General features: G+C 72.1%; 18 protein-coding genes and 1 tRNA gene. 9 read left to right on the top strand and 10 right to left on the bottom strand.

The window, feature by feature from the left end:
- Window positions 1–59: 59 nt before the first annotated feature.
- Window positions 60–794, bottom strand: coding sequence for an endonuclease III (gene nth, locus NBZ83_RS17235; RefSeq protein ID WP_261569952.1), 735 nt, complete (start codon window positions 792–794; stop codon window positions 60–62).
- Between the two features lie 146 nt (window positions 795–940).
- Here nth and NBZ83_RS17230 point away from each other — a divergent pair, with 146 nt between their 5' ends.
- Both NBZ83_RS17230 and NBZ83_RS17225 read left to right on the top strand, forming a co-directional pair.
- On the top strand, window positions 941–1,177 hold the full coding sequence (locus tag NBZ83_RS17230) for a hypothetical protein (protein ID WP_261554482.1): 237 nt from the start codon (window positions 941–943) through the stop codon (window positions 1,175–1,177).
- Window positions 1,178–1,730: 553 nt separating this feature from the next.
- A complete protein-coding gene (locus NBZ83_RS17225) occupies window positions 1,731–2,432 on the top strand; it encodes a Crp/Fnr family transcriptional regulator (protein ID WP_264761768.1) in 702 nt (233 codons plus the stop codon).
- Here NBZ83_RS17225 and NBZ83_RS17220 read toward each other — a convergent pair.
- The 6 genes from NBZ83_RS17220 to sp36 form a co-directional block, all read right to left on the bottom strand.
- The gene (locus tag NBZ83_RS17220; RefSeq protein WP_261569953.1) at window positions 2,429–2,563 is read right to left on the bottom strand and encodes a hypothetical protein; all 135 of its coding nucleotides are present in this window, start codon (window positions 2,561–2,563) and stop codon (window positions 2,429–2,431) included. The two genes, NBZ83_RS17225 and NBZ83_RS17220, sit on opposite strands and share 4 nt — an antisense overlap.
- Window positions 2,564–2,718: 155 nt before the next feature.
- Window positions 2,719–6,387 (bottom strand): AAA family ATPase, encoded by a 3,669-nt coding sequence (locus NBZ83_RS17215; protein WP_261569954.1) that lies wholly within the window; start codon window positions 6,385–6,387, stop codon window positions 2,719–2,721.
- A 488-nt stretch (window positions 6,388–6,875) separates the two neighbouring features.
- On the bottom strand, window positions 6,876–7,727 hold the full coding sequence (locus NBZ83_RS17210; protein ID WP_261569955.1) for an MBL fold metallo-hydrolase: 852 nt from the start codon (window positions 7,725–7,727) through the stop codon (window positions 6,876–6,878).
- 11 nt (window positions 7,728–7,738) lie between these two features.
- A complete protein-coding gene (locus NBZ83_RS17205) occupies window positions 7,739–8,674 on the bottom strand; it encodes an NUDIX hydrolase (RefSeq protein WP_261569962.1) in 936 nt (311 codons plus the stop codon).
- Between the two features lie 80 nt (window positions 8,675–8,754).
- Window positions 8,755–9,228, bottom strand: coding sequence for a RidA family protein (locus NBZ83_RS17200; protein ID WP_261569956.1), 474 nt, complete (start codon window positions 9,226–9,228; stop codon window positions 8,755–8,757).
- Between the two features lies 1 nt (window position 9,229).
- The gene (gene sp36, locus NBZ83_RS17195) at window positions 9,230–9,397 is read right to left on the bottom strand and encodes a Sp36 family protein (protein ID WP_136446845.1); all 168 of its coding nucleotides are present in this window, start codon (window positions 9,395–9,397) and stop codon (window positions 9,230–9,232) included.
- A gap of 165 nt (window positions 9,398–9,562) precedes the next feature.
- Here sp36 and bagA point away from each other — a divergent pair, with 165 nt between their 5' ends.
- On the top strand, window positions 9,563–10,630 hold the full coding sequence (bagA, locus tag NBZ83_RS17190; protein ID WP_261569957.1) for an ATPase BagA: 1,068 nt from the start codon (window positions 9,563–9,565) through the stop codon (window positions 10,628–10,630).
- Window positions 10,627–12,018, top strand: coding sequence for an ArsA family ATPase (gene bagB / locus NBZ83_RS17185; RefSeq protein ID WP_261569958.1), 1,392 nt, complete (start codon window positions 10,627–10,629; stop codon window positions 12,016–12,018). The genes bagA and bagB overlap by 4 nt, the downstream gene beginning before the upstream one ends.
- A 105-nt stretch (window positions 12,019–12,123) precedes the next feature.
- Here the strand turns inward: bagB and NBZ83_RS17180 are convergent, their stop codons facing one another.
- The gene (locus NBZ83_RS17180) at window positions 12,124–12,480 is read right to left on the bottom strand and encodes a WhiB family transcriptional regulator (protein ID WP_261569959.1); all 357 of its coding nucleotides are present in this window, start codon (window positions 12,478–12,480) and stop codon (window positions 12,124–12,126) included.
- Window positions 12,481–13,032: 552 nt separating this feature from the next.
- Here NBZ83_RS17180 and NBZ83_RS17175 point away from each other — a divergent pair.
- A complete protein-coding gene (locus NBZ83_RS17175; RefSeq protein WP_261569960.1) occupies window positions 13,033–15,741 on the top strand; it encodes a penicillin-binding protein in 2,709 nt (902 codons plus the stop codon).
- Between the two features lie 52 nt (window positions 15,742–15,793).
- On the opposite strand, the gene NBZ83_RS17170 is transcribed toward NBZ83_RS17175, so the two are convergent.
- The gene (locus NBZ83_RS17170) at window positions 15,794–16,270 is read right to left on the bottom strand and encodes a GatB/YqeY domain-containing protein (protein WP_261569961.1); all 477 of its coding nucleotides are present in this window, start codon (window positions 16,268–16,270) and stop codon (window positions 15,794–15,796) included.
- Window positions 16,271–16,362: 92 nt separating this feature from the next.
- On the opposite strand from NBZ83_RS17170, the gene NBZ83_RS17165 reads away from it, so the two are divergent.
- The 4 genes from NBZ83_RS17165 to pyrH all read left to right on the top strand — a co-directional run bounded on the left by NBZ83_RS17165 (window position 16,363) and on the right by pyrH (window position 19,004).
- Complete coding sequence (locus NBZ83_RS17165) at window positions 16,363–17,370, top strand: metallophosphoesterase (RefSeq protein ID WP_261575380.1); 1,008 nt, start codon at window positions 16,363–16,365, stop codon at window positions 17,368–17,370.
- A gap of 88 nt (window positions 17,371–17,458) precedes the next feature.
- Window positions 17,459–17,535: transfer RNA gene (locus NBZ83_RS17160), tRNA-Pro, on the top strand.
- Window positions 17,536–17,622: 87 nt separating this feature from the next.
- Complete coding sequence (locus tag NBZ83_RS17155; RefSeq protein ID WP_261571256.1) at window positions 17,623–17,976, top strand: VOC family protein; 354 nt, start codon at window positions 17,623–17,625, stop codon at window positions 17,974–17,976.
- Between the two features lie 233 nt (window positions 17,977–18,209).
- Window positions 18,210–19,004 (top strand): UMP kinase, encoded by a 795-nt coding sequence (gene pyrH / locus NBZ83_RS17150; RefSeq protein WP_261571255.1) that lies wholly within the window; start codon window positions 18,210–18,212, stop codon window positions 19,002–19,004.
- A 278-nt stretch (window positions 19,005–19,282) separates the two neighbouring features.
- Here pyrH and NBZ83_RS17145 read toward each other — a convergent pair.
- A partial coding sequence (locus NBZ83_RS17145) for a hypothetical protein (RefSeq protein ID WP_261575378.1) occupies window positions 19,283–19,735 on the bottom strand: 453 nt, incomplete at its 5' end.

The following is a 19,735-nucleotide window of genomic DNA, read 5'->3' as shown; positions in this document are numbered from 1 at the left end:
GTCCGGGGGAACGGGGGATGGCGAGTCGGGGGAAGTGGAGGAATGCGTGGACATCTCCTTCACCGCAAGGCTTCGATGTCGGCGAGTGTTCCCCGCACGAGCTTGGCGGCCTCGCCCGGCTCCGTGGGACCGAGTCCGAACGACGGGCACAGCCGAGCCAGGGCGCAGGCGCCGCACGCAGGCCGCCGGGAATGGCAGAAGCGGCGTCCATGGAAGATCATGCGATCGGAGGCGATGGTCCAGTCCCGGCGCTCGATGAGCGCGGCGAGGTCGCTCTCGACCCGGACCGGATCGGTCTGGATGGTCAGCCCGAAGCGGCGCGACAGCCGCCCTACATGGGTGTCCACGGTGATGCCCGGGGTGTCGAACGCGTGGCCCAGGACGACGTTCGCCGTCTTGCGGCCCACGCCGGGCAGGGTGGTCAGCTCGTCGAGTCCGCCGGGGACCTGGCCGCCGAATCGCTCGGTGAGCGCCGCGCCGATGCCGATCAGCGAGTTCGCCTTGGCGCGGAAGAACCCGGTCGGTCGCAGCAGGGCCTCGAGCTCGGCCCGGTCGGCGCCCGCGTAGTCCGCCGCCGACCGATACCTGGCGAAGACCGTCGGTGTGACCTCGTTGACTTTCTTGTCGGTGCACTGGGCGGACAGCACCGTTGCGACCAGCAGCTCAAGAGCGTTGCCGAAGTGCAACGCGATGCGGGCATCAGGGTGGATCTCGCCCAGCAGACGCACGATCCGCCGGGCCCGCCGGGTCTTCGCGAGCGGTGTCTCGGCCGCGGTGTCGAGGTCGGCGGGCATGTCCCGCAGCGTATCCGCCGGTCGATCCGGCTCGGTTGGCACCGGAGGGCATGCCGTGTGGTCGGCTCGGGCGCCGGCAACCGGATGCGCGACACACCTACCCCCGGTGCGCCCGCCGATCGCCCGTCGGCCACCATAGGGGAGTCATGTTTGTCATTGCCGCGATCTTCTTTCCTCTGCTGCTTCTCGGTCTACTGCTGGCGATGGAACGGGTGGAACGCCCGTTGAACGCCGCCGACACGGGCAAGGGCCTGGAGGGCTTCCTCGACAACGCCCAACCGGACGAGGTCGACACCTTCGTCCAGCAGGGGCTGCCCGCCGCGCTCGAGCGGTACCGCCGCCGGCTGCGCCGCCCGTCGCCCGGAAAGCATCGGGCGGCCTGATGCCCGGCTGATGTTCCGGCAGTTCGCCCGCCGGTCATCCGATGCCGGGTTGATGGTCGGTGTCGGCGTATACCACATGTCGCCCGCCGCGCGCCATTAACGGTCCGGGTATGGGTGCGTGGCGGGCGGCGCGGGTAACAGTTTTCCCACCGCTTTTCCTACCTGTTCCCGCCCGCGGGCGTTGTCGCAGGTAGCGGGTTCGGGCGGCGGGCAAAGCGGGGAAGCGACGCCAGGCGGCTCGCCTCGGACGACCCCGGCCGTTGGCCCTGGCGGGTCCTGGCCGTCCGGCCAGGTGGCAGCGTGGGCCTATCGGCCCGTCCGCGGCCGGGCCGATCGACCTGGTGTCCGGCTGGCCCGTCCGGGCGAGACGGCTCCTGCGGCCCGTGATGAGGCGCGGAGGTGGGGAGTAAAACACCCGGACGTGCCGTCCGGAAGTGCCTGATCAAGGGCGAATTCTCGCGAACGGCGCACGGTTGGTCGCTCCACGTTCACCTGCATGGCGCAATTTGATTGCTGGGGGTCCCTGCTCGTGCCCTCCACCGCTAGTCCTGGCATGCTCAGGACCGTGGAGGATCTGCTTGCCCGCGTACCGCTGTTCGTCGGGCTCTCCGAGCAGGACCGGTTGGCCCTCTCCGACCATCTTGATCGGCAGGACGTCACCCGCGGGGACGTGCTGTTCCGTGAAGGAGATGTCGGTGACCGGGTCTTCGTGGTTCTGTCCGGAAAGGTGAAGATAGGGCGTCAGTCTGCCGACGGCCGGGAGAACCTGCTGTCCGTAATGGGTCCTGGTGACCTGTTCGGGGAGCTTTCGTTGTTCGACCCCGGCCCACGCACGGCTACCGCGACCGCGGTCACGGACGCGTCGTTGCTGTCGCTGGAGCACACCGCGCTGCGGCCCTGGCTGCGTTCCCGCCCCGAGGCGGGGGCAATGCTGCTGCGCGTGCTTGCCCGTCGGCTTCGTCGCACCAATGACAACGTCGCGGACATGGTGTTCACGGACGTTCCCGGTCGGGTGGCGAAAGCCCTGCTCGACCTGGCGGAGCGGTTCGGTGAGCCGGCGCAGCCCGGCAACGAGGCGGCCGGTGTCCGGGTAGAGCACGGGCTTACCCAGGAGGAGCTGGCCCAACTGGTCGGCGCCTCCCGGGAGACGGTGAACAAGGCGCTCGCCGACTTCGCCACCCGAGGCTGGCTACGCCTGGACTCCCGCGCCGTCGTGCTGCTTGACCGCGAACGGTTGTCTCGCCGAGCCCGCTAGTCCCGGCGCTCGTCGCGCACCGTCCCGGCGCCGCCGGACGACCCGCCAGCTCCGTGCGCCCAGCCGTACGCCCCGCTGATGACCCACGCCCACGCCCAGCCGAACAGCCGTACTTCCGCGCCCCGCGTCACGCCCGCACCCGTTGCCGGCGGGCGGGTCGCCCCCGATGGACGACCCGCCCGCCGGCCCCTTACCTCTGCGCGCCGGGCGGTCTGACCGCACCGGCCCGACCTGGCGCCGACCGGGCGCAGGAAATACTGCGCCACGTCCGCCGCGGCACCCCGGTTCAGCCGCCGCTTGCGACCGCGGCCGGGATGGTCGCATCCGGTCCGTCGGCAGGGCTTCCATCGCCGGCCGGTCCGTCGCTGCCCACGGGGTTGCGGGTGCCGGCCGGGCCCCCGCTGGGCGGCAGGCTGGCCAGCAACCGCCGGGTCTGCGGCGCCTCGCTGACGGCCCCGGTCGCGGTGGCCGCGGCCAACGCCCGCAGGTAGGCGCTGCGGCCGCCCTCGAGATCGCCGTTGGCGACGAGGGCCGTGCCCAGCGCCCGGTATCCCAGCACCTGGGCGCGGACGTCCTCGGCGTCCACGGCGACCGCCCGCCGGGCGACCTCGAGCGCCTCGGCTGGCTGGCCCGCGTCCAGCAGGATGCCGGCGAGGTGCGCGTACGCCTGCCTGCGGGGGAACATCAGCGTCGCCGGCTCGCTCGCCGACAGCGCCTCCCGCAGCAGCTCCAGTGCCGCCCCGGTCCGGCCGCGGGCGCGGGCGATCTGGGCGACGAGCACCTTCGCTCCAAGCTGGGCGTGCGGGTGCAGCTCCAGGTGCTCGAGGTCAGTGAGGGCGATCTCGGCGGCCTGCGCGGCCTTGTCGACCTCGTCGGCGTCGAGCAGGGTCAGCCCGAGCAGCACCCGTGCCAGGGCGCCGACGACCACGTGGCCGCGTTCGGCGGCCTGATCGCAGGCCTGCTCCAGGTACCGCGCCCCGCGGGCCGGCTCTCCCGCGCCGCGGGCGGCGAGCCCCCGGGCGACCAGCACCAGCATCGATCCCCACGTGTACTCGGAGTTCTCGAACAGCTCCGTGGCCCGCTGCGCGTGGGACTCGGCGGCGATGATGTCCCCCAGCTCCGCGGCCGCGATCGCGTCCACGGTCAGACAGACGCCCATGCCCCACTGCTCGCCTACGGAACCCGCGATCTCGATGAGTTCGCGGGTCAGCTTGCGGGCCCGGGTGAGCTGGCCGGACAGCAGGAGCACCAGCGCCTCGGTGCCCCGGCACCAGCCGAGCCCGCCGGTGTCCTCCAGCCGCTCGAACACCGCCGACGCCTCACGCAGCGTCCGCTCGGCCCGGGGATAGTCCCCGCGGGTGGTGGCGCTCCAGGCCAGGTGCTGCAGCGCCCAGCCGACGCCGCGCGGGTCGTCGACCTGGCGGGCGATCCCGAGGGCCTCGCGATACCGGTCCTCGGCCGCGCCGATCCGGCCGGCGTTGTACTCCAGCATGCCGAGCCGGCGCAGCGCCGCGGCCGTGGCCCGCTCGTCGCCGGCCTGGCGGGCCGACTCCAGCGCGGTGAGCAGGCACTGGGCGGCCTCCTCCGTCCGGCCCTGCTTCTGGCGCAGCTCCCCGAGCACGGAGAAGGCGCCGGCGCGGCGGGCGGGCGCGCCGGCACGCAGCGCCGGGCGTAGGGTGCGCTCGGCCTCGTCGAGGTGACGCAGCCCCACCAGGGCCTCGGCGTGCAGCACCCGGACGACGTTGTCCTCCTGCGTATCGATCATGCCCCGGCCGAGCCGGCGGGCATTGGCGAGCAGATCGGCCGCGGTCCGGTGATCGTCGCGGGCGAGCGCCGCCCGGGCCAGCCGAACATGCGCATGGAACCCGGACATGCGGGACGACCAGGCCGGGTCGCTCGGCGGCAGGCCCATCGAGGCGGCCAGATCGTAGGCACGCAGGGCGTGACCGGCGACGAAGGTCGACACCGAGCGGGAGCTGCCGATCATCGCCGTGACGCCCCAGCGGGCAGCCGTGGCGTGTCGGCGGGCCCGCTCGACCTTCGGCAGGCCGGCGTACGCGACGTCCCGGGCCATCGGGTGGACGAAGCGCCAGCGGGTTTCGGCGGCCCGCGGCGGGCGGACGAGCTGGCGTTCGGTCAGCACCTCCAGCGCGCGGGTGACCTCGTCGGCCGGCCGCTCGTCGACCATCGGCAGCGCCTCCGCGGGGAACCGCCGGCCGAGCACCGCCGCGGCTCGCAGCACCGCCTTGGCGACCGGATCCAGATCGTCGATGCGGGCGGCGAGCACGGACTGCACGCCGGCGGGTAGGGGGGTCTCGGCCAACGAACCGTCGAGTACCAGCTCGGCTTGTTCGCCGTCGCCGGTGCCGTCGGAGGGGTGCAACAGGCGTCGGTCGATGAGGAGGTTGAGGAGCTCGACGAGGAAGAACGGGTTGCCGTGCACCCGGGCGAGCAGGTCGTCGCGAGTGCGCGGCTCCAGCGTCTTGTCCCGTAGGTGGCTTTGCAGCAGCAGGCCGGATGCCTGCGTGCTCAGCGGCTGCAGGTCGATGCGCCGGATCCGCGGCAGGGTGGCCAGGCGTGGGTCGGCGCGGTCGAGCAGGACGAGCAGCACCGGCCCGGACAGGCGGGAGGCAAGCCGGCTCATCGCATCGCTGAGCTGGCTCGTCGCCCACTCCAGATCGTCGATCAGCACCAGGATGGGTCCGGACCGCGCCAGCGCGCTGAGCAGCAGCGCGACGGCCTCCACCGTCGCCTCCGTGGCGCGCTGTTCGGCCTCCTCGATGTGGGAGGCGCGGGCCGCCGGGTCACCTGGGGTGGTGGCCGGGATGGTGGAGCGCCGGTCCAGGGGTACGCCGAGCAGGAGGAGTAAGCGGTCGGCGATGCCGCCGGGCAGCCGCGCCCCGGTGAGAGGGTGGGACAGGCCTGCCACGGTGCGCCGGACCCGGTCGGCCACCCGGTCGAGCGAGTCGCCGTCCGTGACGCCGCAGGCGTTGCGCACGACGTCGACGAGGGGGGCGAGCCCGCGACCGTCGCCATGGCGGACCGTGCGTCCCCACAGCGCCACCGTGCCGGGGGTCCGCTCCGCCCGGTTCGCCAGCTCGCTGGCCAGCCGGGTCTTGCCGATCCCGGCCTCGCCGACGATCAGCGCGACCTCCGGCGAGCGCCGGGTGACGACCTCGGCGAACAGGGTCTCCAGGACGGCCAGCTCCGCGTCGCGGCCGAGGAACGGCGCGTCGTCGGCGAGCCCCGGCCGGGCGACGTTGGACGGGCGCAGGCTGATCAGCTCGTACGCCGGGACCGGTTCCCGCTTGCCCTTGAGAACGAGATCGGCCAGCTCGCGCCAGCTCGCCACCGACCCGGTCGCCAGCACCGTCTCGCGGCCCGCATACACGGTGCCGATCGTGGCTGCGGCCGACAGGCGGGCCGCGGTGTTCACCGTGTCGCCGATCACCGTGTACGAGATGGCCGCCTGCACCCCGGCCAGGACCTCGCCGGTGTTGATCCCGATCCGCAGGCCGAGGCGGCCCTCCGCGCTGTCGCCGGCGGTGTCCTGCACCAGCCGGCGGACGGTCTCCTGCATCGCGGCGGCGGCCCGTACGGCGCGTTCCGGGTCGTCCTCGTGGGCGGTCGGCGCGCCGAACACCGCCATGATGCCGTCGCCGGTGAGGTTGTCGACGCGTCCGCCGACCTCGTCGATCTCATGTGCCAGCGCCGCGAGCACCCGGTCGGTCATCTCACCGACGCGCTCCGGGTCGCGATTGTCAGCCCAGCCGGTGAAGTCGGACAGGTCACCGAACAGCACGGTGACGACGCGCCGCTCCGGGACCTCGGACGCGGGGGCTTCGGCCGAATCGAACTCCAGGCCGCAGCTGTAGCAGAACCGCCCGCCAGGGACGGCTGCGGAGCCGCACCGGGGGCAGCGCAGCGGCCCTGTGTGCGGCGCGGTGATCACCATGGTCGCGGTCCGGGGCGTGGGGATCGCGCGGGCACCCTCATCTGCGGGCCTCCCGGGGTAGGGACGTCACCGGTGCCACGTCTCGCCCGACCGGGTGGCCACGGGCCGCCCCGGACCGGTCGCTCGGTTTCCGGCTGGTCGAAGTCGTCATCCTGCGCACGAGCGGTTCCCTCCGCGCCAGAGTTTAGTGGTCTGGGTCTCGTTCCCGGGATCGCCTCCCGTCGAGTGACCGACCGCAGCCGCGTTGGTGCCTTCCGGTGGTATCGGGGTCGCCCGGCCTCGCCGCTGGGCGCCGTCGAGGCCGGATCGGGTGCCGTCCGCCCCGGGCCGGCCACCCCGGTCTACCTGGTCGGCGCCGGTGGGAGGGGCTGACGGGACCTGGCCCGCGGCCGATGGTGCGGATCCGCACGAGTGGCCCCGCTCACGATCGCCGTGAGGATATATCGCAAAATGCGGTCAAAGAGACAAACCCGAAGCACCTGGCTCGTTCAGGGGATGTCGGGATGCTCCCGCAAGTAGTCCAGTTGGGCCCGGACGGAAAGCTCGGCCGCGAACCACAGCGCCCGGTCGGTATCCGTGTACACCCGACGGACCACGTCGGCGGGATCGGCCTCGGCGGCGTCGACCCCGGCGTCCGCAAGCGCACGGCGGACCTGGTCCAGGCGGGCCCGACGGTGGGCCAGATAGTGCTCCGCGGCACGGCCGGCGGCGGGCAGCTCCGGACCGTGCCCCGGCAGCACCGTGGTATCCCCCAGCTCCCGCAGCAGCCGCAGGCTGTCGAGATAGTCCCCGAGACGCCCGTCGGGGTGGGCGACGACGGTGGTGCCGCGGCCCAGGATCGTGTCCCCGGTGAGCACCGCCGGTCCGGACGGCGGGCCGGCGGTGCCGGCGGTGCCGGCGGCGTCCGCGTGGGGGCCCGGCGCCGAGCGCTCGTCCCCGCCGAGCAGGAACGACAGTGAGTCCGAAGTGTGGCCGGGGGTGGGCAGCACGCGCAGCTCGATCCCCGCGGTGGCGATCACGTCACCGGCGATGAGCCCCTCTGATCCGAGGCGGTGCGCCGGGTCCAGCGCGCGGACCGGGGCGCCGGTGAGCCGGTGCAACACGGCGGCGCCCGCGCTGTGATCGGCGTGTCCGTGGGTGAGCAGGATCAACTCGACGCGTCCGGCGGCCGCCACCGCGGCCAGGTGTCCGGCATCGTCGGGGCCGGGATCCACCACCACGCACCCCGGTTCGCCCGCGGCGCGCAGGAGCCAGGTGTTGGTGCCGTCCAGCGTCATCGGACCCGGGTTCGGTGCCAGCAGCACCGCGGCCAGCGGGGTGACCTGTCGAGGAGTCGTCATGGACTCAAGCCTTACCGCTGGACCGGTCCACTGTCGCCCGGCTGATCGTAGGACTCGTCGTGCGGCAACAGCAGGTGTGCCTCCCCACCGCTGACGAGGATCTTCGGCATGATCGGTGACAGGTCGCGGGCGTGGGCGGCGGCGAGGACCGACGCGACGTCGTCGTGCTCGCACAGCTCGGCCAGCGTGAACGCGGTGGGCGGCAGCATGCCCAGCGTGCCGGCGGCGTGGCGCTCGAGCGCGTCGGCGGGACGCATCCACTCCATCCGGTCGGCCTCCCCGGAGGGCTGCTGCGGGGTCTGGCCGCCGGGCAGGGCGGCGACGAAGAACCGGGTGTCGTAGCGCCGCGGCTCGATCTCCGGCGTGACCCACCGGGCCCAGGGCGCGAGCAGGTCGGCCCGCAGCGCCAGGGTGTGGCGGCGCAGCAGTTCGCTCAGCCCGAGCTCGTGGCGCTCCAGTGCCCGGCGGGCCTCGGCGCGCGCCGTCGGGTCGAACGCTTCCATGGTGCCCGTGCCGCCGGCCGGGTCCGGCGTGACTGCGCCGGCCAGCAGCACGCCGCACTCCTCGAAGGTCTCGCGCACCGCGGCGCACACCAGGGCCCGGGCGAGCGCGGGGTCCGCGTCGAGCGCGTGCATCACCTCGGTGACCGGCGGACCGGCCCAGGGCACGTCCGGCCCCATGTCGGTCGGATCCACCCGGCCGCCGGGGAACGCGTACATCCCGCCGGCGAAGGCCATCCCCGTCACCCGCCGCAGCAGGTAGGCCTCGAGGCCGCGACCGCCCGAGGCGTCGCGCAGCAGGACGACCGTGGCGGCGTCCCGCACGGGCGCCACGGAGTTCGCCGGGGACTGTGCCGACCCCGCCCCGGCACCGGCAGCGGCGGAGTCGGGAACGACGACCAGCGACCGTTGCAGCCGGCCGAGCAGGGCAGCCTTGTGATCGACCATGGGGGTGATGCTAGTGACGGCCATCGGCGGCCGTCGCCGATTGAGTCCGGACCGTGTCGCCCGGACCGCGGCGATCCAGCTCAGCCGGCGGCGGCGGCCACCCGGGCTACCACCTCGAGTTCCACCGGAGCCCCCAGCGGCAGCGCGGCCACCCCGACCGCCGATCGGGCGTGTCGGCCGGCGTCGCCGAAGACGTCGACGAACAGCTCGCTCGCCCCGTTGAGGACCGCAGGCTGCGCGGTGAACCCGGCGGCGCTTGCGACGAACCCGACCAGTTTGACGATCCGGATGATCCCGTCCAGACCGCCGGCCTGCGCGGCGACGGCCGCGAGCGCGTTGAGCGCCGCGATCCGGGCCAGCGCCGCCGCCTGCTCGGCGTCGACCGCCTCGCCGACCAGGCCGGTGGCGGCCAGCTGTCCGTCGACGATCGGCAGCTGCCCGGCGGTCCAGACCAGATCGCCGTCGCGGACCGCGGGGAGGTAGGCGCCCGCCGGGCTCGCCACCGGCGGCAGCGTCAGCCCCAGCCCGGCCAGGCGGGTACTCGGGCTCGTCATCTCAGGACTGGCCCTTGGGCCGCTTGAAGTAGGCGACGAGGCCCTCGGGGTTCGTGGGGCTGGGGACGACCTGCACAAGCTCCCACCCGTCCTCGCCGAAGGTGTCGAGGATCTGCTTGGTGTTGTGGATCAGCAACGGGGCCGTGAAGTACTCCCACTTCGTCTGCATGACACCGGACCTTAGAGCATCCGGTCGGCGGCCCCGGACACCTCGTCCCGCCGCGAGCCCGGCGGCCGTTGCCGGACGCCGGGGACGACGAAGGATCGTGGGGACGACGCCGGTCCTCCCGGCCCGGCCAGTCCGCCGCCGCGCGGGCGCTCACCGCCTTTCGACATGGCGAGGGCCGGGCACGCGGGTACGGTCAAGCGTGTGAGCGGCAAGCGCACCGTGACCGAGGACTCCGACGACGAGGCGGGCGGTCCGTGGGACCGTCGGCTGCATATCGTCACCGGCAAGGGCGGAACCGGTAAGACGACGATGGCGGGCGCGCTCGCGGTGGCGCTGGCTACCGGCGGTCGCCGGATCCTGCTCACCGAGGTCGAGGGTCGCCAGCAGATCGCACAGTTGTTCGACACTCCACCGCTGCCCTACCAGGAGCGCAAGGTGGCCAGTGCGCCCGGCGGCGGCGAGGTGTTCGCGCTCGCGATCGACGCGGACGAGGCCCTGCTGGAATACCTGGAGATGTTCTACAACCTGCGCCGGGCTGGGAAGGCACTGAGCAAGATCGGCGCGGTGGACTTCGCGACCACGGTCGCGCCCGGGGTGCGCGACGTGCTGCTCACCGGCAAGGTGAAGGAGGCCGTCAACCGCCCTGATGCCACCCGTCCGGGAGGGCTTGCCTATGACGCGGTCGTGCTCGACGCGCCGCCCACCGGGCGGATCTCCCGCTTCCTCAACGTGACCGCCGAGGTCGCCGGCCTGGCCAAGATGGGTCCCATCCGTGCCCAGGCCGACAGCGTGATGGCAGTGTTGCGGCCCGAACGTGCCGCCGTGCATCTGGTCACACTGCTGGAGGAGATGCCCGTCCAGGAGACCGTGGACGGTGTCGCCGAGCTCACCCGGGTCGGGCTGCCGCTCGGCGGGGTGATCGTCAACATGGCGCGCTCGCCGCTGCTGAAGGCCAGCCAGTCGCGGCTGGCTCGCCGCGGTGAGCTCGACCGGGAGGAACTCGCCGCCGGGATCAAGGAGGCGGGCCTGGAGCCGACTCGAGACCTGGTCGACGCGTTGGCCTGGGAGGCGGCCCAGCACGCCGACCGGGTGGTGCTGGAGACGGCCGAGCGGGCCGAGATCGCCGCGCTCGGCCGCCCGGTGTACGAGATGCCGTTGGTCGCGGACGGGGTCGATGTCGGCACGATCTACCGGTTTGCGGAGATGCTGCGCGCGCAGCAGATGGTGGGGTGAGCGCCGTGGGCCCGACGCCCGGCGACGATCGGCCGCAGGCCGGGGCGAGTTCCCGGCCGACCAGAGCCACGGCGAGACCGGCGAAGGCGGCCGGCACCGCGAAGGCGGGCACCGGGGGCACCGGGAGGAACGGGGGGAGCGGGGCGAAGACCGAGGGCACGCGGCGCCGCTCCGCAGGCTCGGCGGGACGTACCGCGGCCCGGTCCGCCGGGTCCGCGACCCGCCGGGTCCGGCCGCACCCGGCGGGGGCGCCGCTGCTCGACGTCGACGCGATGCTCGACACCGAGCGCATCATCGTCTGCTGCGGCTCGGGCGGCGTCGGCAAGACCACCACGGCTGCGGCGCTGGCGCTGCGCGCCGCCGAGCGCGGGCGCGACGTGGTGGTCCTGACCATCGACCCGGCCCGCCGGCTCGCCCAGTCGCTGGGACTGACCGCGCTCGACAACTCCCCGCGCGAGGTGGCCGGGGTCGACGGCTCCGCCGGCGGTCGCCTCGACGCGATGATGCTCGACATGAAGCGGACGTTCGACGAGATCGTCCTGGCGCACAGCACGCCCGAGCGGGCCGAGGCGCTGCTGGCGAACCCGTTCTACCAGTCGCTGTCGTCCTCCTTCTCCGGGACGCAGGAGTACATGGCGATGGAGAAGCTCGGCCAGCTCGACGCGAGCGGCGAGTGGGACCTCATCGTCGTCGACACGCCGCCCACCCGGTCGGCTCTGGACTTCCTCGACGCGCCGACGCGGCTGGGCACCTTCCTCGACGGGCGGCTGCTGCGCCTGCTGCTCGCGCCGGCCAAGGCCGGCGGACGGGCCTACGCGAAGGTGCTCGGCGTCGGCCTCGGCATGTTCACCAAGGTGATCACCAAGGTGCTCGGCGCCCAGCTGCTCATGGATGTCAGCCAGTTCGTCGCCGCCCTGGAGACGATGTTCGGCGGCTTCCGGGCCCGGGCGGAGGAGACCTACCGCCTGCTCGGCAATCCCGGCACCTCGTTTGTCGTCGTCGCCGCGCCCGAGGCGGCGGCGCTGCGCGAGGCGTCGTACTTCGTCGACCGGCTTGACGCGGAAGGGATGCCGCTGGCCGGGCTGGTGGTGAACCGGACGCACCACAGCGACGCGACGATGCTCACCGCCGAGCGCAGCCTGGCGGCCGCCGAAAACCTCGACGAGCACGGGGAGCATCCACTCGCGGCGGCGGTGCTACGCATTCACGCCGAGCGGGTGCGGCTGGCCAGCCGGGAGACGCGGCTGCGGGAGCGGTTCACCAGCGCCCATCCCGACACTGCGCTGGTGGAGGTGGAGGCGCTGTCCGAGGACGTGCACGACCTGGCGGGGCTGCGTGAGATCGGCGACGCGCTGGCGCGGGTCGAGCGGCTGGAACGGGCCGGCTGAGACTCGGCCGGCGGCGAGGACTTGCGTTCCGAACCGGGACGACGCTGTCCTCGGGCGGAATCGGGTGCGCGTCACGGGCTGGCGGGCCCGTGTCGGTGATGCAGACTAACCGGCGGACGCTGATCGATGATCAGCCTGGGCGTCGGCGAGCAGCTTGCGCCAGGACGTGACGTCCGGGCGGCGACGCAGCAGCGCTCGGCGCTCCCGTTCGGTCATGCCGCCCCAGACGCCGAACTCGACATGGTTGTCGAGGGCGTCGGCGAGGCAGTCGGTGCGGACGGCGCAGCCGAAGCACCGGGTCTTCACCCGGTTCTGGGCGGCGCCCTGGACGAACAGCTCATCCGGGTCGAGGTCGCGACAGGCGGCGTGGGCCGTCCAGTCGCCGTCGACGGTGGAGCCCACAAGGAGGGTCGGGTTGACGTGGTGGGTCGTGCTGACGGCGGGGGCCAGGCTTCTGGTCATGCCACCTGCCTTTCTTCTCGAGTCCGGGTCAGGGGGCCCGTGCGGGTGGTGACGTGGCGTTGACCCGAAACCGTACGGAGTGGCGTGGCCACGGCACAGACCCCACACGGGTGGTTGTCCATATGACTAGTCCGGGCCATTGATCCGGATCGCCTCAGTAGTGCGGTCTGTGACAAACGTATGTCGGATGGGTGACATTCAGGTATCGCACTGGAGGTCTAGTAGTTCCTCCATGGTCCCGATGTCTGGCTGACATGGGAACTTCCACACAAAGCCCACTCCAACCCGGTAGCCCGTTGGTGGGCATGGTGGGCCCGCGTCGGGCGTGGTGATGTGGAGGTCGTCACGCTAGTCCGAGGCTCGCCGTCGGAGGCCGGCCGAGCCACCCGCCGCCGCAATTGCGGCGTCCCAGGTCGAGGCCTTATCGCCCCGCTTGGACGGTCTCCCGACCGTCGTTGTACCGGCCTGCCCAACGGGGGTGAGGAGGGTTGATCAGATGTTGGCCCGTATGCTCCGACTGGTGTCCCAGCCTGGCTGGACGGAGATCCGCCGATGACCACGCCCCCTGGGCGCCCAGTCGCCCCTGGCCAGCCGCCCCCTCGGCGCCGGCCGGCGCCGGCCGGGTCGGCGTCCACCGGTTCCGCGCGGGGCCACGAGGTAGGTGACCTCTACCGACCGAGATCTTTCGCCGTCGCCGGGCGCGGCTTGAACGGCCGGGGCGGCACCGTCGGTCGCAGCGGCACCGGGGGGCGCCGTGGCACCGGGGGGCGCCGCGCGCGCCGTGTGGCTAGCCGGCTGGCCGGGCTGGGCCTGCTCAGCGTGGTGGCCGGGGTGCTGGTCGGCATGCTCGCGCTGCCGGTGGTGGGTGCGGTGGGGTTGACCGTCAAGGACAGCGCCGACGACTTCATGAACCTGCCGGCGAACCTCACGGTTCCCTCGCCCGCGCAGGCGTCGCGGATCCTCGACGCGCGCGGCAATCAGATCGCCGTCCTGTCCGGCGAGCAGAACCGCGAGGTCGTCCCGCTGAGCCGGGTTCCCCAGGTGATGCGCCAGGCCGTCGTCGATATCGAGGACTCGCGCTTCTACGAACACGACGGGCTGGACTACAAGGGTCTCGCCCGCGCCTATCTGACCAACCGGGAAAACGGCGAGGTTACCCAGGGCGGATCCACGCTGACCCAGCAGTACGTCAAGAACGTCCTGCTGATGTCGGCCGCCACGCCGGCGGAGAAGAAGGCCGCCACCGAGCAGACGGTGCGGCGCAAGCTGCGGGAGGCGCGGTATGCGCTCTATCTCGAGGCGCACCTGAGCAAGGACGAGATCCTCGAGCGTTACCTGAACATCGCCTATTTCGGCGACGGCGCCTACGGCATCGAGGTCGCGGCGAAGCACTACTTCAACGTCGACGTGGAGCGGCTCACGCTGCCGCAGGCGGCAACCCTGGCCGGTCTCGTGAAGAACCCGACCGCCTTCAATCCGGTGGTGCACCCCCAGGCGGCCCGGGAACGACGCAACGTGGTGCTCGACCGGATGCTGGAGCTGCATCACCTCAGCCAGGCCGACTTCCGCCGGGCGCACGACAGTGAGCTGGTGCTCGACCGTCCCGCGCGGTCGGCCGACGCGTGCGCCGACTCGGGTGCGCCGTTCTTCTGCGCGCTGGTCCGCCAGCAGCTCCTGAAGGACCGAACATTCGCCCCCACCGAGGCGGACGCCCGCAGGCTTCTGTTCGAGGGCGGTCTCACCATCAGAACGACGTTGGACCCGGTCGCGGAGCAGGCCGCGCAGTCGGCCGCCACGGAGGTCATCCCGATCGGCAACCGGGTGGCGGCGAGCGTCGCGATGATGCAGCCGGGCACGGGCCAGGTGCTCGCCGTCGCGATCAACCGGGAGTACGGGGCGACGGACGACGGCCAGCCGGCGAGCCTGTCGACGGATTCCGTGCACACGAAGGAGATCTACCCGGTCGACGAGGACTCGTTCTCCCCCGGGTCGACCTTCAAGGTGTTCACCCTGATTTCCGCGCTCGAGTCCGGCCTGCCACTGTCGACGACGCTGCACGCCCCCGTCTGCTATCACTCCAACGTCTTCCCGAATCCGGATCCGGAACACAAGAACTGCTACGGCAACGCCGATCCGAGCGAGGACGGTTTCTACTCGCTGACGACCGCCACCTGGGGGTCGGTCAACACCTACTACATCCAGCTCGCCGAGAAGCTGGGCGTGTTGAAGACGGCCGAGGTCGCCCGCCGGATGGGCGTCTCCTCCTGCCGGATCCGCCCGCAGAACAACAACGACCCGGAATGCAAGGGGATCGACGGAATCAGCCGCGTCGACGGCTCCTCGATCCTCGGTTCCAACGAAATCAGCACGATGGATCTCGCCACCGCCTATTCGACGCTGGCGGCGCGGGGGCGCCGCTGTGACCCGCGTACCGTCCTCGCGATCACGCAGCGGGTCGGCGGCGCGGATCGGCCACTGCCGTTCAACGCCGGCGCGCCCTGCGAACAGGTGCTCGATCCAAAGATCGCGGACACGGTCAGTGCGGTGCTGGAGGGCGTCATCAACCACGGGACGGCCAGCGGCAACGGGCAGATCGGCCGGCCGGCCGCGGGCAAGACGGGCACTGCCGAGGGCTTCAGCACCGCGTCTTTTGCCGGTTACATCCCGCAGCTCGCCGCGGCGGTCACCCTCGCCGACCCGCGCGGGCCGACCTCGCATCCGCTGACCAATGTGCTCGGCCGCAACGTCTTCGGCGGCGGATATCCGGCACAGGTCTGGTCTCGGACCATGACCCGGACGATCAACGGTTTGAGCCTGCCGGTCGAGCCGCTGCCGGCGCCGGACGACACCCAGCCGCAGGTGCCGACGAAGGTTCTGCCGAACGTGGTCGGCCAGCCGCAGCAGGTGGCCGAGCAGATGCTCGTCCAGCTTGGCTTCCACGTCACGTCGCAGCCGGTCCCCGCGCCGGTCGCCCCTGGGATCGTGGTGTACATGTCCCCGGGGCCCGGCGGCCCGGTCTCCATCAACACGGAGATCAGGCTCTCGGTCTCCGGTGGGTTGACCGGTGCGCCGGTGCTGCCCGGAGGTTCACCGCCGGCGGGGCTGGGCCAGCCCGTCCTGCCGGGCGCAGGGACCGGCCTGCCGGGTACCTTCGGGGCGAATCCGCGCGAACAACTGAGCTCGCCGGCCAGCCCCGGGAACAATCCGCTGGCCTGGCCCGGCCGGCCGCGCGGCAACCGCACGCAGCGCCGCGGCGCCTGAGTAGCGCCGCGGCGCCTGAGCAGCACCGGCTGGCGTCGCGCTGTGACGGTGATCAGGCGCCGGCGAGCCTGGCCTTCACCATCGCGGCAACCCGGCCGCCCTCGGCCCGGCCGGCCACGGCGGCCTGCACGGACTTCATCGCCGGCCCGATCGCTCTCGGCCCGGACAGGTCCAGCTCGGCGAGCACGCGGTCGATGATGGCGGCCAGCTCGTCGTCGCCGAGCTGACGGGGCAGGTACTCGTTGAGCACCTCGCCCTCGACGCGCTCCCGTTCGGCCTTTTCGGCGCGACCGGCCGCAGCGTAGGCGTCCGCCGCCTCCCGCCGCTTCTTCACCTCGCGGGTCAGGACCTTCGAGACCTCCGCGTCATCGAGGACACGGGCGGCGGTGCCGGCGACCTCCGCGTCCTTCACGGCGGCCAGAGCCAGCCGGAGGGTGGACGTCCGCAGCTCGTCACGAGCCTTCATCGCGGTGGTCAGGTCGGCGCGGAGCCGCTGCTGCAGCGTGCTCCGTTCCGTGGGGGTGCTCATAGTCAACGCAGCCTATGGTTCGCGGGTGAGCTGGTCACGCCTGGCCACGGCGGTGGCCGGCCGGGGTGGCGCCCGGCCGCGACGAACCGGGGATGAGACTGTGGTCCGCGGCCCCTGGCAGGCCACCGTCCCGGGATGTGGTCCCCCTCCCGCGGTGGGACCCTCGGGCCGATCGGGCGGCGCCGACGCGGACGAGGCGGACGAGGCGGCCGGTCGGGGCGTCGGTTGCGGCGGCCGGGGCGGGCACGCTCGCCTACGGCGCACTCTACGAGCGCAACGCCTACACGCTGCGTCGGCTGTCGATCCCTACCCTCCCAGCCGGCTCACGTCCGCTGCGCGTGCTGCACCTGTCCGACCTGCACGTCACGGCGAGCCAACGGGGCAAGCTCGCCTGGCTGGCGGATCTGGCCCGGTTGGTGCCGGACCTGATCGCCCTCACCGGCGACGTACTCTGCGCCGACGATGCCCGCGGCCCGCTGCTCAGCGCGCTGGAGCCGCTGTACTCGTTTCCGGGTGTGTTCGTCCCCGGGAACAACGACTACTTCGTCCCCACGCTGCGCAGTCCGCACCGGTACCTGCACCGCGCCGCGCCGGCCGAGCCGACCGGCGCGGCGCTGGACTGGGCGGGCCTCGCCAAGGACCTGGCCGCGGCGAGCGGCTGGACCGAGCTGACCAACACTCGGGCTGTCCTGACCGTCGGCGGCAGCCGGATCGACGTGCGCGGGGTCGACGATGCCCGACTGCGCCGCGACCGGTCCGACCTCGTTGCGGGCGCGCCGGAGTTCGGCACGCAGCTCGCGCTCGGCCTGTCGCACACGCCCGAGCCCCGGGTTCTCGACGCCTTCACCGCGGATGGCGTCGGGCTCATCCTGTCGGGTCACACCCACGGCGGCCAGATCCGGCTGCCTGGGATCGGGGCGCTGGTGAGCAACTGCGGGCTCGATCGTTCGCGGGCCCGCGGGCTGTCCCGTCACGTGACCGCCGCGGGAAGATCCTGGCTGCACGTGTCCCCGGGCCTGGGGACCTCGCCCTTCGCGCCGGTGCGCCTCGGCTGCCGCCCCGAGGCGACGCTGCTCTGCCTGACCGTGGGCTCTGCCTGACCGCCGGGTCTGGCCTGAGGCCCGGCCGAAACCGCGGCCACCCCGTGCCCGCAACCACCGGTCCGTCGGGTATGCTTCAACTCGGTCGCGGGGTGTGGCGCAGCTTGGTAGCGCGCTTCGTTCGGGACGAAGAGGTCGTGGGTTCGAATCCCGCCACCCCGACCACGCAAAGGCCCTGGTTACAGGCTCCTACGGGAGAACCGGACCAGGGCCTTCGTCATGGCCTCAGACAGGGCGAGGTAGCGTCGCGCTGTGAGTCCAATTCGTGCGGTGCTCGCTCGGGTCTACGTCGAATCGCTCGACGCCGCGCTGCCCCTCTACCAGCGACTGGCTGGTGATGCGCCCACGCGTCGCTTCGGCTTCCGCGATGTCGAGCTGGCGTGGGTCGGCCCCTTCCTCCTGGTGGCAGGCACGCCCGCCGCGCTGGCGCCGCTGCGCAACCGGGCGGCGACCATGCTCGTTGACGATCTCGACGCTGTCGCCTCAACGATCACCTCGGCAGGCGGTGCACTGATCGAAGGGCCCGGCGAGTCACCCAACGGGACCCGGCTGATCGCCGAACACCCTGACGGGACGGTGTTCGAGTACCTGCACATCGCGACCTAGCACCGCCGGCCCAGGCATCGAGATGGCCGGCGGCGCCGCGCCAGCGGACGGTGATCTCGCGCGCCGCGGCCGGGGCAGGCCCTCGTCCGACACCTGACGCGCTGCGGCCGGTGCGGGTTGTTTTCGTGGCCGGCCGGTCATGGCGTGGTGTCGGGAGTCGGGTGCTCTACCGTGTACCCAGTACTTCCTGGGCTCATGATCGATCATTGGCCTGGCTACGTTAAGATCGCACGATGGAAAAGGGGAAGCGGGAGACTGTGGCCAAATACCGTCGAGTGGTCGTAAAACTAAGTGGCCGGGCGATCGCCGGTTCCGCCGAATTCGGCTTTGATTCGAATGCGCTGGAACACCTCGCCCGGGAAATCATCGCGGTGCGTCAGTCCGGGGTCGAGGTGGCGATCGTCGTCGGCGGTGGAAACCTCTTCCGCGGCAACCAGTCGGACCGGTGGGGAATCGATCGGGTCGAGGCCGACAACATTGGGATGCTCGGTACCGTCATCAACAGTCTGCTGCTGCGGGGCAAGCTGACCGCCCTCGGGGAGGACAACCTGCGGGTGATGACGGCGGTCCCGGTCCCGGCGGTGGCCGAGCCCTATATCCGGCTGCGAGCCGTGCACCTGCTGGAGAAGGGGGCCACGGTCATTCTCGCCTGCGGGAACGGCCAGCCCTTCCTCACCACCGACTACCCGGCGGTGCAGCGTGCACTGGAGCTGGGGGCCGACGCGGTGCTCGCCGCCAAGGACGGCGTCGACGGCGTCTACGACAGCGACCCGAAGATCAATCCGGATGCTCAGCGATTTTCTCACCTCAGCTACGACGAGGTGATCAGCAGGGGCCTGCGTGTCATGGATCAGTCGGCATTCATTCTCGCCCGCGACTTCGGCATCCCGTTGCATATCTTCGATATCGAGCAGCAGGGGGCGATGACGGCGATCTGTCGCGGCGAGCATCGGGGGACCATCATCGACAACACGGGCGGGAAGTCGGATTCCGCGGCGCTGGCGAGTGCCGCCGAAACGGTGGTGTGAGCCGCGCGGCGCCGCCGGTAGGCGAAGTTCCCGTCGCTTGCCGCCGGCCGGCACCGGGCTTGTACTCCCGCCGCGGCGGGTTGGCGGTCGGCCGCACGATTGTTGTCTTAACCGGCGAAGTCGACGGCCGGAATCCAGTCCTGCGTTTTCGCTTTTTGTCGTGATTCGCCCGGTCCGGCCCCGCCGGACCGGTACCGACACGTGGCCGGTACCGGCGCCGGGCTCAGCAGCGGTGATCGCTAGCGGTGAATCACCAGCGGTGAATCACCAGCGGTGGATCAGAAGCAGGAGTAGGTGGTGCTCGGGGAGGTGTCCGTGGTCGACATGCCGTCCGCGGTGCCGGTGGTCACGGTCTTGAACTGCGCCTGACCGTTGTAGCTGCAGGGCACCGAGGTGCCCTCGCCGACGCCGCTGCCGCCCCAGTACGACTTCTTGACCGGGGTCCCGACGGACGTCCACTGCCCATTCGCGTACTTCCGCAGCTGGTTGCTGATCTGCATGTTGCCCGAGTACCGGGGGTCGCAGGTGATGCCGCCGTTCGCGAAAATCGTCGAGCCGCCGGTGGGCGGCCAGGCGGTGACGGTGCAGCCGGTCGACTGGATCGGGGTGGACGCGTCGGCGGGGACGGCGCCAAACAGACCTGCCGCCACGGCGCCGGTCGCGCCGACGGCCGCGGTCCGCAGTACTGCGCGGGTGCTGGGCACGGTTTCCTCCAGGTGGGGGTTCGGGGA

This window comes from Frankia gtarii (assembly GCF_025403375.1).
GTDB classification, from domain to species: domain Bacteria; phylum Actinomycetota; class Actinomycetes; order Frankiales; family Frankiaceae; genus Frankia; species Frankia gtarii.
Note: the sequence above shows the minus strand (reverse complement) of the source record. Positions and strands in the feature narration are given on the sequence as shown.